Source organism: Notoacmeibacter ruber, from assembly GCF_003668555.1.
Lineage (GTDB): Bacteria > Pseudomonadota > Alphaproteobacteria > Rhizobiales > Rhizobiaceae > Notoacmeibacter > Notoacmeibacter ruber.
Genome location: NZ_RCWN01000001.1, coordinates 2,093,873 through 2,107,478 on the forward strand (window position 1 = coordinate 2,093,873; position 13,606 = coordinate 2,107,478).

General features: G+C 60.3%; 11 protein-coding genes. 4 read left to right on the forward strand and 7 right to left on the reverse strand.

The annotated features are described in order from the left end of the window. Positions 1-43 precede the first annotated feature (43 nt). The gene (locus D8780_RS09985) at positions 44-865 is read left to right on the forward strand and encodes a tetratricopeptide repeat protein (RefSeq protein ID WP_425373650.1); all 822 of its coding nucleotides are present in this window, start codon (positions 44-46) and stop codon (positions 863-865) included. A gap of 148 nt (positions 866-1,013) precedes the next feature. Here the strand turns inward: D8780_RS09985 and D8780_RS09990 are convergent, their stop codons facing one another. The 6 genes from D8780_RS09990 to D8780_RS10015 all read right to left on the reverse strand — a co-directional run bounded on the left by D8780_RS09990 (position 1,014) and on the right by D8780_RS10015 (position 7,478). After that, positions 1,014-2,444 carry a trypsin-like peptidase domain-containing protein gene (locus D8780_RS09990; protein ID WP_158598483.1) on the reverse strand — a complete coding sequence of 477 codons (1,431 nt, stop codon included), beginning with the start codon at positions 2,442-2,444 and terminating at the stop codon, positions 1,014-1,016. Positions 2,445-2,636: 192 nt separating this feature from the next. After that, a complete protein-coding gene (locus D8780_RS09995) occupies positions 2,637-4,043 on the reverse strand; it encodes an NAD(P)(+) transhydrogenase (Re/Si-specific) subunit beta (protein WP_121646506.1) in 1,407 nt (468 codons plus the stop codon). Between the two features lie 7 nt (positions 4,044-4,050). Next, positions 4,051-4,482 carry an NAD(P) transhydrogenase subunit alpha part 2 gene (locus D8780_RS10000; RefSeq protein ID WP_121645458.1) on the reverse strand — a complete coding sequence of 144 codons (432 nt, stop codon included), beginning with the start codon at positions 4,480-4,482 and terminating at the stop codon, positions 4,051-4,053. Beyond that, positions 4,482-5,738: a Re/Si-specific NAD(P)(+) transhydrogenase subunit alpha gene (locus tag D8780_RS10005; protein WP_121645459.1), complete on the reverse strand. Its 1,257-nt coding sequence runs from the start codon at positions 5,736-5,738 to the stop codon at positions 4,482-4,484. The genes D8780_RS10000 and D8780_RS10005 overlap by 1 nt, the downstream gene beginning before the upstream one ends. Positions 5,739-5,826: 88 nt before the next feature. Next, a complete protein-coding gene (locus D8780_RS10010; protein WP_121645460.1) occupies positions 5,827-6,054 on the reverse strand; it encodes an aa3-type cytochrome c oxidase subunit IV in 228 nt (75 codons plus the stop codon). Between the two features lie 116 nt (positions 6,055-6,170). Continuing rightward, entirely contained in the window at positions 6,171-7,478 is a 1,308-nt protein-coding gene (locus tag D8780_RS10015) for a type 1 periplasmic-binding domain-containing protein (protein ID WP_210209460.1), read from the reverse strand. 169 nt (positions 7,479-7,647) lie between these two features. Here D8780_RS10015 and D8780_RS10020 point away from each other — a divergent pair, with 169 nt between their 5' ends. The 3 genes from D8780_RS10020 to D8780_RS10030 all read left to right on the forward strand — a co-directional run bounded on the left by D8780_RS10020 (position 7,648) and on the right by D8780_RS10030 (position 12,402). Further along, positions 7,648-8,277, forward strand: coding sequence for a TRAP transporter small permease subunit (locus D8780_RS10020; protein ID WP_121645462.1), 630 nt, complete (start codon positions 7,648-7,650; stop codon positions 8,275-8,277). Next, positions 8,274-10,217 carry a TRAP transporter large permease subunit gene (locus D8780_RS10025; protein ID WP_121645463.1) on the forward strand — a complete coding sequence of 648 codons (1,944 nt, stop codon included), beginning with the start codon at positions 8,274-8,276 and terminating at the stop codon, positions 10,215-10,217. The genes D8780_RS10020 and D8780_RS10025 overlap by 4 nt, the downstream gene beginning before the upstream one ends. Before the next feature lie 82 nt (positions 10,218-10,299). Then, entirely contained in the window at positions 10,300-12,402 is a 2,103-nt protein-coding gene (locus D8780_RS10030; protein ID WP_121645464.1) for a molybdopterin-dependent oxidoreductase, read from the forward strand. Positions 12,403-12,485: 83 nt separating this feature from the next. Here the strand turns inward: D8780_RS10030 and D8780_RS10035 are convergent, their stop codons facing one another. After that, positions 12,486-13,592 carry a TRAP transporter substrate-binding protein gene (locus D8780_RS10035; RefSeq protein WP_121645465.1) on the reverse strand — a complete coding sequence of 369 codons (1,107 nt, stop codon included), beginning with the start codon at positions 13,590-13,592 and terminating at the stop codon, positions 12,486-12,488. Between the last annotated feature and the right edge of the window lie 14 nt (positions 13,593-13,606).

Here is a 13,606-nt window from a genome sequence, read left to right on the forward strand (position 1 = left end):
CCCGACATTATCCCGTGTGACGACATCTTCGCAGGCAAGCCGCCTGGCAAAGAGGTGCGTCAGCCCGCTGCCGATTCTGGCGGTCAGCCTGTTCGTTCCGCTGGCGGCCTGCCAGACCGGCGCTGGGCAGCAGCTTACGGCAATCGACACGGCCGAAGGATCCACGGAGAACATCTCCTCCCTCACCGCAGTCATTCAGCGCAGCCCGAGCGATCCGGCGGCATACAATGTCCGCGGGTCGGCTTATGGAAAGGCAGGTCGATACGATCTTGCTTTGGCTGATTTCGACAGGGCCCTTCAGATCAACCCGAACTATTATCAGGCTTGGGCCAATCGTGGTCTGATCAAGCGCTTGAAGGGCGATCGCAACGGTGCACTGGCCGATTACAATCGAGCGGTTCAGCTGAACAGCAGTTACGACGCCGCCTATATCGGACGAGGCAATCTCTATCGCGACATGGGACAGACCCAGGCTGCCTTTCAGGATTTCGAACGCGCTATCCGTCTCGATACGACAGATGCGCGCGCCTACTATAATCGCGGTCTTCTCTACCAGCAGCAGGGCCAGCATAATTACGCGATTGAGGATTTTTCCTCCGCGATTTCGCTGCAGAACGATGCACCCGCGCCGTATAATGGCCGCGGGCTTTCCTATCTGGCGCTCGGCGATGATGAAAACGCCTTTGCCGACTTCAATCAGGCCATCAAACTGGACAATGAAGTCGCGGAAAGCTGGTCCAATCAGGCGCTTGTCTACGAACGCCGCGGCGATAACGTGAAGGCCCGCAGCTCCTATCAGCAGGCAACACAACTCGATCCGTCCTATACGCCGGCCAAGGAAGGCCTGCGACGCGTCTCGAGCTAACTAGGTTTGTCGTCCGGCAAAAGGGCGGCGCGTATCGTATAAACGCATTTCACCGGCTGAAAAAAAGGGCTGTAGCATCATTTAATGCCGCAGCCCTTTTTCTATCTCGCTTTTGTGAACCGCCGGACATCAACGGCGCTGGATGCTGCTATTCCTCGTAGCAAACAACCTGATGGGTGTAGTCGGCGGCATCCTTGGCAACCGCCGAGGCGCGCTTGTACTCGTCATGCCGATCTGTCGCTTCGAAGGTAATGTTCTGCGCTTTAAGCCAGTCGCGCAGGACAGATGAGCGGATCGCGAAATTCATCGACTGGGGAATATCACCGGTGGCATTCGCAACCGCCATTGCATCGAGCTTGGCGGTGACCATACCGATCACCCGCCCCTCTTCGTCGACCAGCGGGCCGCCCGAATTGCCAGGCTGCACCGACGCCGTCATGCGAAACTGCGTCGGCTCTGAACGTAGCCCGACCATTGAGGACACGCTCCCGCGAGAAAAACCGAGCTCGCTCCCCAATGCCTGGGGAAGCGGATAGCCGAAAGCGAAAACGTCCTCACCGAGCATCGGCTCGTCACTCGAAAGGGTGGCAGCTTTCAGTTCGCGTGCGCCATTCACCTTGAGGAGAGCCAGATCAAGGCTGTCGTCCTCAAGCATGACCTGCGCTTCACCCAGTCCGGTTACTTCCACTCGACCGCATCCAGCGACCACATGAGCATTGGTCAGGATCGAACCGTTCGTATCGACAACGAAACCAGTCCCGGAACCATTCGGAAACTCGCCGTCGCTGGGCGCATTCGGCAGCGAAATTGCCCGCATACCATCTTCATTGCTCGGCGAAGACGCGAAAAGCGAAGGCGTTTCGACAGGTGCGAGATCGAGGCTGTTGGTCATCGCAGCCAGAAGGTGACCATTCTGTCCGACAAGATCGCGATCCATCCAGACGAATATGCCGCGCAACTGATCGCCGAAAAGCTTGGCGTCCATGCGCAGGATCTCCGTAGAGTCGCCTCCTCTAATCGTCAAAACGCCGTTCTCGAAGCGCACAGCCGAGGTCTCGAATCCGGGAACGTCTTCGAAAACGTGCTCGCTGAAGGTTTCGACCTTTTCAGTACTCATATCAGCGATACGGAAGGAGGAGATACGAAGCGTCTTTTCCGGATCGGCAAAGTTCAGCCCGTTCCACTCGTTTTCGCCGACCACGGAGACCAGAGAATAGGGAAGGCCGTAGGTGAGGCCGGCATCGCCGTCCGTGCCGATCGTGAACTGCGCAGTCTTGTAGGCACTGCGGGCGGCTTCACCCATGGCTTCGGCCTCACCGACCGCCAGAACACCGTCGGAACCGTAACCGTTATCTTCCTGCCAGGCGCGAATGGCTGCGACCGTCTGCGGACCAATCGATCCATCGATCGGCGCATCGTAATGGCCGGTCCACACCAGATAATCCTGAATGTTGCGACGAGCTTCTTCCGGCAGGGTATCGTAATATCCGGCATAGGCAGGAGAGACGGCCGTCACGGCGGCGACAAGCGCTGCGCCCGCCATCATCTTGCCTGTCAGTGATCCCGCCTCGAACTGCATTTTCCCTCTCCGGACCTCAAGTCGTGTGAGAGATGAACGTGCATTCCGGCAAAAAGGTTCAATTCCGTCGTTCACACTTCGGTTACGATACCGCCAGGGTGAAGAGATACAGGGCCGGAACTTCATGATTCATAAAGAAAACCCCGCCGCAGCAGCGACGGGGTTTTCATTGCTGCAATCGAGGGCGAAAGCCTAGATTCCTTCCATCGCCTTGACGATTTCCTCGGTCATCTTCTTGGCATCGCCAAGAAGCATCATCGTGCCGTCCTTGTAGAACAGCGTATTGTCGATGCCGGCATAGCCGGAGCCGAGTGACCGCTTGACGAAAAGGCAGGTCCGCGCTTTGTCGACATCGAGGATCGGCATGCCGTAGATCGGCGACGACTTGTCATCGCGCGCAGACGGGTTCGTCACGTCGTTCGCGCCAATGACATAGGCGACATCGGCCTGCGCGAACTCGCTGTTGATGTCCTCAAGTTCGAAGACCTCGTCATAAGGCACATTCGCTTCGGCCAGCAGGACGTTCATATGGCCGGGCATGCGGCCAGCCACCGGGTGAATGGCATACTTCACCTCGACCCCTTCTTCCTTCAGCGCATCGGCCATTTCCCGAAGCGCATGCTGCGCCTGCGCCACCGCCATGCCGTATCCCGGCACGATGATGACCTTGGAAGCATTCTTCATCAGGAAGGCTGCATCGTCGGCGCTACCGCGCTTGACGGTCCGCTCGATGCCGTCGTCACCCGTAGTGGCCGCGCCTCCATCGGAACCGAAGCCGCCGAGAATGACCGAGATGAAGGAGCGGTTCATGCCCTTGCACATGATGTAGGAGAGAATGGCGCCCGACGAGCCGACCAGTGCGCCGGTGATGATCAAGGCGAGGTTGCCGAGAGTGAAGCCGATGCCTGCCGCGGCCCAGCCTGAGTAGGAATTCAGCATGGAGACGACCACCGGCATATCGGCGCCGCCGATCGGGATGATGATCAGCACGCCAAGAGCCAGCGAAACAGCCACGATCAGCCAGAAAACAAGCGGCGATGCGCTCATCACCAGAATGACGATCAGGACGACCAATGCCAATGCCAGAGCCGCATTGATCACGTGACGCATCGGCAGCATGATCGGTGCGCCGCTCATCCGGCCGTCGAGCTTCAGAAAGGCGATGATCGAGCCAGTAAAGGTGATGGCGCCGATCGCCACTCCAATGCTCATTTCCACGAGCGCCTGGCCGTGAATGTCACCGACCGTGCCGATGCCGAAGCTCTCCGGCGCATAAAGTGCAGCAGCAGCCACCATGACAGCGGCAAGGCCGACAAGGCTGTGAAACGCGGCCACAAGCTGCGGCATATCCGTCATCGGAATGCGGCGGGCGATCACCGCACCGGCACCACCGCCGATAGCCAGACCGAGCACGATCATCAGGAAGCCGCCGAGACCGGGAGGCGCGATCAGCAAGGTCGTCAGAATGGCGATACCCATGCCGACCATGCCGAAAGTATTACCCTGACGGCTGGTGGTCGGGTGCGACAGGCCGCGAAGGGCCAGAATGAAGAGGACGCCCGAAACGAGGTAGAGAAGGGCTGCGAGATTGAGGCCGATCATCGTCTCAGCGCTCCTTCTTCTTGTACATTGCCAGCATACGCTGCGTGACGAGGAAGCCGCCGAAGATGTTCACCGAAGCGAGGATCAGCGCGACGAAGCCGAACCCGGTTGCAAGGCCCGAAGCCGAAATGCCCACGGCCAGCAAGGCGCCCACGATGATCACGGAGGATATGGCGTTGGTCACGCTCATCAGCGGCGTATGCAGCGCCGGCGTCACGCTCCAGACGACGTAATAGCCGACAAAGATCGCGAGGACGAAGATCGCGAGGCGGAAGACGAACGGATCGACAAGCCCGCCACTAGCCGCATGGGCGGTTGCGCCTGCGGCGTCGGCGACCCCGTCGATCGGAGCGAGAAGTTGCTCGCGTGCGGCGTCGCGCACCGCTTCGGTCGCGCTCTCCAGCTGTTCGAGCGCGTCTTGCAGAGTGGTTTCCATCACGCTTTTCCTTCGCTCGTATTGCCTTTGCCGGCATCACTGTCGCCCGTACCGGGCTCAACGGCAGGGGCCGCCTCACCTTCCGGGCTTGCGCCGTCATCTGGAGCCGCTGCCGGTGCCTCGGTGGATGCTCCGCCAAACCGTTCATGGACGACCTTGCCGCCATGGGTGAGAAGCGTCGCGGAGACAAGTTCGTCTTCGCGATCGATCGCCACCGAGCCGCTCTCGCCGTCGACCATCGTTTCCAGAAAGGCGTAGAGGTTCTTGGCGTAAAGCTGCGAGGCCGTTGCCGCTATCCGTCCAGCCACGTTGAGATGGCCGATGATCGTGACGTCGTTTTTCGTCACGACGACTTCACCGGCCTTCGAGCCCTCGACATTGCCGCCACGTTCGACTGCAAGGTCGACGATCACCGAGCCGGGCTTCATGGAGGCGACCATGTCCGCGTCGATCAGTTTCGGCGCCGGGCGGCCCGGAATGAGCGCCGTGGTGATGACGATATCCTGCTTGGCGATATGACCGGCGACGAGTTCAGACTGCGCCTTCTTCTCATCATCGGTCAGTTCGCGGGCATAGCCGCCCTCGCCCGAAGCATCCTTCAACGCTTCGGTCATGATGAACTTGCCACCAAGGGATGCCACCTGTTCGCCGGCGGCGGCCCGGACGTCGGTCGCGGAAACCACGCCACCGAGACGCTTGGCCGTTGCAATGGCCTGAAGCCCGGCGACGCCCGCGCCCATGACAAAGACCTTTGCGGCAGGAACCGTGCCGGCTGCCGTCATCATCATGGGTAGCGCCCGGTCATAGGCTTCAGCCGCGTCGATCACGGCCTGATACCCTGCCAGATTGGCCTGACTGGAGAGCACGTCCATGACCTGAGCGCGCGTAATGCGCGGCATCAATTCCATGGCAAAGGCCGAGAGACCGGCATCCGCCATTGCAGACAGAGCCTCTTCGGCACCGAACGGATCCATCGTCGCAAGCACGATGGCGCCTTGCTTATAGGCAGCGATTTCTTCGGTCGTGGGTCGACGAACCTTCAAAATCACGTCGGCCGAGGTCGCATCGGACGCCGAACCAATACGAGCGCCCGCAGTCTCATAGTCTGAATCGAGAATGCGGGAGGCTCGTCCAGCCTCCGTTTCGACAACCACATCCAGGCCGAGCGCCTTGATCCGTTTGACCGTGTCCGGCGAAGCGGCCACCCGCCCCTCGTCAGCCAAACTCTCTTTCGGTACGAAAACCGTTTGCGCCACTTGGCACCCTCCCCTGTGGATCAGCGGAGCCGCGTCATCGGCTCCGTGTCGAAGTCTCATCCGGCAGCCATATGGCAGCCAGCGATTCTTACTTGATCAGAAATGCGCTGACGACCAGCAACAGAATGAAAAGGATGGTGGACGAGATAAAGCCGGCCGTCGTGAAGAAACCAAAAGCCATCGCAATCAGCAATGCGACGCAGAAAAGCGCGCTCCACTTGGTCACCGAAAGGAACATCGAGTAGGTCTTCTCGTGCTCGCCATAATCCATTTCGGCGCCCGTCTCGAACTTCGCCTCATCAAGATGTTCGGCCATGGATGCGTCTCCTCGCTAGCGGCTCGTCCTTTGAATGTCAGCCAATAGCGAAATGCGACCAAGGGAGCAAGCAGCCCTGTCTCTTCGCGCCCACATCAGACGGTCGGACGGCCGCCTCATTCCTCTACCTTGTCGGTCGGGCAGGAAGGCGCCTCGGCACGCTCATCGCCAATCTGAGACGTGAGCGCAGACGATCCGTTTCGAGCAGAAGAGCCCGCCGCGGCTGGAAGCTCGAGCGGTATCTGCGCAAATACCCCGCCACTCCATTGCAGGAAAACCGGTTCGGCCGACCCCGCATGATCGGTGCACGAAAGTTTCAAAGCGGAAGGCAATGGCGCGAGACCGAGCGCTTTCATGCGCTCCGGCGTAAGATTGACGCGTTCCAGCGCAGTGCGAACATCCCCACGCGCCGGATAACGGTCATTCGCCAGTTCCTGTGCTGCTCCCAGCGCCTCGACGGATAATGCTCCGACCAGTTCACCAGTGGCGCGCAGCGGCGGCGTGCCCTCGCCCTTACCTTTACTCGCATCGTCATCGGTCTCGGGCGATGGCGAGCTGGCGGGCGCGGTCATGGCCACCACGCCGAAGCCCTTTCCGCGAGCACCGAGATCCACAAGTGTTTCGTACGCTGCATCGGCAAAGCCACTGACGAGCTGGCCCACCGGATAATCACGCTTTACCGCTTCGCGAAGGACGGTATCGGCGACACCGCCATTACCCCATATAATGATCCGATCGGGCGGACTGACGCCGAAATCCCGAAAGGTGGAGATGATGTCCTGCGCTTCACCGGCTCTCACGGAATAGGTCTGCAAGGTGAAGCCCTGCCGCTCGGACGCGCTCATCAGAGCATCGCGCATATCGCCCCCCCAGGCATCCGCCGAGTGGAAGAGAGCGATGCGCTGCACCGGCTCCTTCTTGTCTGCAGTGCTGGAGGCGGCTTCGAGCAGAGCCAATGCCTGCCGGGAGAGCGAAAGAGGCGGCGCGAAAGACCAGCGCAGCTCCTCACCCTGACTCAGCGCGTCGCGTCCCGCGACGGCGATGAGCGGAAAACCGGATCGCTCGGCTTCGATAGCGAAGGCTTCCAAATCTTCTCGCGGCCAGACGATTGCGAGGCGCGCTTCTGCGGCTGCACCGTTGCAACCCGACGCGCCGAGAAGCGTCGCCGCTTCGGCACCAGCCGGGATATCACATTCCTTCAAATCTACAGTTATATTGTTCAATCCGCCGTCGCGACCGTTTACCGCCGAAACGGCATCCGCAAGCCCCTTCCCGAAGGCTTCGCCGCCATCGTCGCGGCGTCCGGCCTGCCTGAAATACAAAATGGTGAGGGGAGCGCCTTGCGCCTCACCGGACTTGGCATCAGTGGACGCTTCAGCGCCCTCCGCTTTTGGTGGCTCCGGCGCCGTTTCCTGCGCCTCCACCGCCCCGGCCAGTATCACGAACGTGATAAAGGCTACGCAAAACCGTGCAAATCCACCAAAGGATGAACGCAAACCAACTGGACAACGCCGAAGAGCTCGTGCCAATAAAGTGCTCTGCAGGAGGGCAGGCAATCCGTAATAGTGACAGTAAAGGGAAGGGCGCGACCGCATGACGTTCCTCATCGGCCTGTCGTCGATCATTGATGCCGTAACGCGGTTCATGGGGAAGGCCGTCTCCTGGCTCGTACTCGTCGCTGTTCTCGTTTCGGCCTACAATGCGACCATCCGTTACCTGGGAGGTTCGGTTCCGGACTGGATCCCGATCCCCCGCGCGTCAAACGCGCTTCTGGAACTCCAGTGGTACCTTTACGGAGCGGTCTTTCTCATAGCGGCATCATGGACATTGCAGGATAACGAACATATCCGCATCGATCTGCTTTCCAACCGTTTTTCGAAGCGCACGCGCGATATTGTCGATCTCGTCGGGCATCTCGTCGTCCTTCTGCCCTTTACCGGCCTCATGGTCTGGCTCGCATGGCCCTGGTTCTGGCGCTCATACAATAGCGGCGAAATCTCCGGCAACGCCAACGGCCTGATCCTGTGGCCGGCGAAGTTCATCCTGCTTTTCGGTTTTATTCTTCTCTTCATCCAGGGCGTGTCGGAAATCATCAAGCGCGTTGCGGTCCTGATGGATCGCATGGAAGACCCGCACCTCGAAGATTATGATCTGCCGCCCGCAGTCGCAGAGATGGAAAGCGGCAGCGGCCTTTCCGGTGAAGAACAGGGAGGCCACTCGTGATCGATCTTATCGCCCACGAACTCGCGCCCATCATGTTCGTTACCGTGATGGCGATGCTGCTGATCGGCTATCCGGTCGCCTTCACCCTGGCCGCTGGCGGTCTCGCCTTCTTCGTCATCGGCGTGGAGATGAGCAGCATTTCCAGTGAGATCCGTTTGTTCTGGCCCCTGCTCGGGAGCCACCCTGAACGGATCTACGGCATCATGTATAATGATACGCTGCTGGCCATTCCGTTTTTTACCTTTATGGGCCTGGTCCTCGAACGCAGCCGCATGGCCGAGGATCTGCTTGACACGATAGGACAGTTATTCGGTCCCATTCGCGGTGGCCTGGCCTATGCCGTGGTTCTGGTAGGCGCCCTTTTGGCCGCAACGACCGGCGTCGTCGCCGCTTCCGTCATCGCCATGGGCCTCATCTCGCTGCCGATCATGATGCGCTATGGCTATGACCGCTCGTTTGCGACGGGAACGATCGCCGGGGCCGGCACGCTGGCTCAGGTCGTGCCGCCCAGCCTTGTTCTGATCGTGATGGCCGACCAGCTCGGCCGTTCGGTCGGCGATATGTATGTCGGTGCGCTACTGCCCGCTGCCATCATCATCGGTCTCTATTGCCTTTACGTTTTCGGCGTCACGCTCGCTCGACCGGCATGGGCGCCCGCCCTGCCCCCGGAAGCGCGAACATTGGGCACTGGCGTCCTCTCGCTACTTGTCATGATGGCGCTGGCTGCGGGTATCTACGTCGCGGGGCGGAACTACCTCTTCGCCGATTTTCGATACGAAGTTTCGGTGGTGTGGTCGGCCGTCGCGGCGGTCGCCTTTGCGCTGGTGGTCTCGCTGATCAACAGATATGCAAAACTGGGGCTCATCAGCCGGCTGGCGGAGCAGGTCATCATCGTCCTGATCCCACCGCTGGCGCTGATCTTCCTCGTGCTCGGCACGATCTTCCTCGGCATCGCCACCCCGACCGAGGGCGGCGCGATGGGCGCCACCGGCGCACTGGCTCTTGCCCTTATGAAACGGCGGATCAACGGCGAGGTGCTGCGCCAGGCCCTCTATTCGACCACGAAACTCTCCAGTTTCGTCATGTTCATCCTGATCGGTGCACGCGTCTTCGGCCTGACCTTTTACGGCATCAACGGCAATGTCTGGATCGAGGATCTGCTGCTTGCTCTGCCCGGCGGCGAATATGGCTTCCTGATCGTCGTCACCATCATCGTCTTCATCCTTGGCTGCTTCCTCGATTTCTTCGAGATCGCCTTCATCCTCGTGCCCTTGCTGGCTCCGGTTGCCGAAAAGCTCGATATCGACCTGATCTGGTTCGGCATCATTATCGGCCTCAACCTCCAGGCCAGCTTTCTCACGCCGCCCTTCGGTTTCGCGCTTTTCTACCTGCGCTCGATCGCACCGAAATCGGAATGGCTGGACGAGGTGACGGACCGCATGATGCCGGCGATCCGGACAACGGATATCTACAAGGGCGCCCTGCCCTTCATCCTTTTGCAGATGCTGGTCATCGGCCTGATCATCGCGTTCCCCGGCCTTGTCACCCATTACAAAGACGAACCGGTCAAGGTCACCGCTCCGGCAGAGCCGAATACGGGCGGCGGCCAGACGCAGGAACAGCAGGTCCAACCCGACAACCCGTTCCAACTGCCGCCACTCAATCTTGGTCCGCCATCGCCAGGCCCTGCTGGCGAACCGGGCAATGGCGAGGGATCGTCGTCAAACCCGCAATTGCCGGGCCTTCAGCTTCCACCCCTCGAATTCGGCCCGCCCGGCGGAACCTCTGGGGGCGAGCAAGGCTCGTCGCAATCCCCCAGCGCGGAGAGTGGAGAAACGTCAGGCAACGGCACCGGCACACCGCCCGGTTTCCAACTGCCCGATCTTCAGCCTCTCGGCTCGCCCGTTATGCCGCCACAAAATCCGACCGATCAGAACTGAATATTCGGCGAGGATCGCAAAAGCGTTATCATGACGCGTTTGCGGCTCCCCTTGGCATTATAGAACGGTGCAAGATGGTTCGATGAACGAAACGATACGTATCGGCCATACGGCCTGCCCGCATGATTGCCCCTCCACCTGCGCCCTCGAGGTGGAAATCCTCGATAGCGGCCGCATCGGCCGCGTGCGGGGTGCCAAGGCGAATAGCTATACCGACGGCGTGATCTGCGCCAAAGTCGCGCGCTATGCCGAGCGTGTTCACCATCCCGACCGCCTGACAAAGCCGCTTATCCGCACAGGTTCGAAGGGCGGCGGCGCATGGAAGGAAGCCGGCTGGGACGAAACGCTGGACCTGATTGCCGAGCGCTTTCGGCAGGCGGCTGAACGGTATGGCACCGAGACGGTCTGGCCGTATTACTACGCTGGCACGATGGGCCTCATTCAGCGGGACGGCATCCATCGCCTCCGCCATGCCATGCGCTGGAGCTACCAGTTCGATTCGATCTGCATCAATCCCGCATGGACTGGCTACCATGCCGGATGCGGTGCCGTGCGCGGGCTCGATCCGCGCGAAATGCACGAGTCGGATGTGATCGTGATCTGGGGGACGAACGCCGTCGCGACCCAGATCAATGTGATGCGGCACGCCACGCAGACCCGCAAGGAACGCGGGGCGAAGATTGTTGTGATCGACGTCTACGATACCGAGACCATGCGCCAGGCCGATATGGGCCTTATGCTCAAGCCCGGCTCGGACGCGGCCCTCGCATGCGCCGTCATGCATGTCCTTTTTCGCGACGGCCTGGCCGACCGCGATTACATGGCGCGTTTTACACGCGGCTCCGAGGCTCTGGAAACCCATCTGAAATCGCGCGGACCGCAATGGGCCGCGCCCATCACTGGATTGAGCGTCGAGGAGATAGAGGCCTTCGCCCATCTCGTAGGGCGTACGAAGAACAGCTTTTTCCGCCTTGGCTACGGCTTCACCCGCGGGCGCGGCGGGGCGGTGTCCATGCATGCCGCCCTTTGCATTCCCGCTGTCACGGGCGCCTGGCAGGTGAAAGGCGGCGGCGCGCTTCACGGCAATGGCGATATTTTCGGCATCGATAGCTCGGTGGTGAAAGGAACGCGCCGTGCGGACCCGTCGATCCGCCATCTGGATCAAAGCCGTATCGGTGCCATCCTGACCAACGACCCGGAGGCGTTGAATGGCGGCCCGCCTGTAACGGCCATGCTGATCCAGAATACCAATCCCGTGAATGTTGCGCCCGAACAGGAAAAAGTGCGGCGCGGTTTTCTGCGCGACGATCTTTTTACGGTGGTCCACGAGCAGTTCATGACCGAGACGGCCGAACTGGCCGATGTGGTCCTGCCGGCCACGATGTTCGTCGAACATGACGATATCTATCGCGGTGGCGGACATACGCACATCCTTCCGGGCCCGAAACTGATCGACCCGCCGGAAGGGCCGAAGCCAAACCATCATGTGATCGAGGAATTGGCGCGCCGCCTCGGTGTGAGCGAGATGGAAGGGTTCGGCCGGACCGAACGTCAGTTGCTCGATAATCTAACAGAGCGCAGTTGCCTTGGCACTTATGATGAGGTGGTCGAGAAACGCTGGGTCGACAAGGCCATTGCGTTCGAGGAAGCCCACTACCTGAATGGCTTTGCCCATCCCGATGGCCTTTTTCACTTCGATCCGGACTGGACGGATGTCCACAACGGACAGCGGCCAGCCAAGACGATGGGTTTGCAGGGACAGGTTGAGCGTCTCGGAACCCTGCCCGACCATACCGGCCACCTGCTGGAAGAGGCCGACGCGGGTCATCCCTTCAGGCTCGTGACGGCGCCGGCGCGCAACTACCTCAATTCCTCCTTCGCCGAGACAGCGACGTCACAGAAGAAGGAAGTCCGTCCGACCGCCATTCTCAACGAGCAGGATGCGGCGCATCTGAAGATTGCCGAGGGCGACCCTATTGCCCTGTCGAATGGGCGCGGCGAGGTCGTTCTTCATGCCGTGATCGCCAACAAGGCGATGGTGGGCACGGTCGTTGCGGAAGGCATCTGGCCGAACAAGGCCCATGAGAACGGGTGCGGCATCAACACTCTGATCGGCGCGGATCCCATCGCACCGCACGGCGGCGCGGCTTTTCACGATTGCCGTGTGGCTATCCGAAAGCTCTGAAACCACCCTGCACTCACTGCACAGCTAAAAAAGCCCGGCGATCGCAAGACCGCCGGGCTTTTCAGTTTTCAGGGTCGAAGAGATCAGAGCGCGTTGTTGCGCTGCTGGATCATCATGAAGGTATCGAACGTGTTTTCCGAGACCTGCTGCCAGAGATACCACTGCTTGCGGAAATCCTTGACGCTCTCCCACAGCATCTTGAAGTCTTCGTTTTCAGCGCTCACCTCGGAATAGACCTCATTGGCCGCGTCGAAGGATGCGGTAAGGATTTCCTGGCTGAACGGCCGCAGCTGCGCGCCCTTGGAGACCAGACTCTGAACGGCCTTCGGGTTCAACCAGTCATATTGCTGCAGCATGTTGGCATCGGCTGCCTGGCACGCTGTACGCAGCAGCGACTGGTAATGCGGCGGAAGATTCTCATATTCGCTCTTGTTGAACATGAAGTGCACGGTCGGGCCACCTTCCCAGAAACCGGGATAGTAGTAGTACGGCGCCACTTCCTGGAAACCGAGCTTTTCGTCGTCATACGGACCGACCCATTCGGTCGCGTCGATCGTGCCTTTTTCCAGCGCCGGATAGATATCGCCACCAGCGATCTGCTGTGGCACCACGCCCAGCTTCTGCATGACCTGGCCAGCAAATCCGCCGATGCGCATTTTCAGGCCCTGAAGGTCGTTGACCGTGTTGATCTCCTTGCGGAACCAGCCGCCCATCTGCACGCCGGTATTGCCGCCCGGCAGTCCGAAGAGCCCCTGTTTGCCAAGAAACTGGTTGAAGAGGTCAATACCACCGCCATGATAGTGCCAGGCGTTCATGCCACGCGCATTGAGGGCGAACGGCACGGCCGCGCCAACGGCCCAAGCGGGATTTTTGCCGACATAGTAATAGCTGACAGTATGGCATGCCTGCACCGTGCCGGAAGACGCCGCGTCAGCAGCCTGCAGGCCCGGGACGATTTCGCCGGCCGAATAGACCTGAATGTTGAACTTGCCGTCCGTCGCTTCCGAAACCATGCGGGAAAGCACTTCGGCGCCACCATAGATAGTGTCGAGAGCCTTCGGGAAGGAAGACGTCAAGCGCCATGTAACTTCAGGCTGCTCCTGCGCAATGGCCGGGGCTGCCAATGTGGAGCCAGCAGCGGCGCCCGCACCGGCCACACCTGCTTTACGCAAAAAATCGCGACGATCCATGAATATTCTCCTCC

Coding starts and splice junctions, on each gene's coding strand:
- D8780_RS10035 (WP_121645465.1), bottom strand. CDS start 13,592: ATGGATCGTCGCGATTTTTTGCGTAAAGCAGGTGTGGCCGGTGCGGGC.
- D8780_RS09990 (WP_158598483.1), bottom strand. CDS start 2,444: ATGCAGTTCGAGGCGGGATCACTGACAGGCAAGATGATGGCGGGCGCA.
- D8780_RS10020 (WP_121645462.1), top strand. CDS start 7,648: ATGACGTTCCTCATCGGCCTGTCGTCGATCATTGATGCCGTAACGCGG.
- D8780_RS10010 (WP_121645460.1), bottom strand. CDS start 6,054: ATGGCCGAACATCTTGATGAGGCGAAGTTCGAGACGGGCGCCGAAATG.
- D8780_RS10000 (WP_121645458.1), bottom strand. CDS start 4,482: ATGGAAACCACTCTGCAAGACGCGCTCGAACAGCTGGAGAGCGCGACC.
- D8780_RS10030 (WP_121645464.1), top strand. CDS start 10,300: ATGAACGAAACGATACGTATCGGCCATACGGCCTGCCCGCATGATTGC.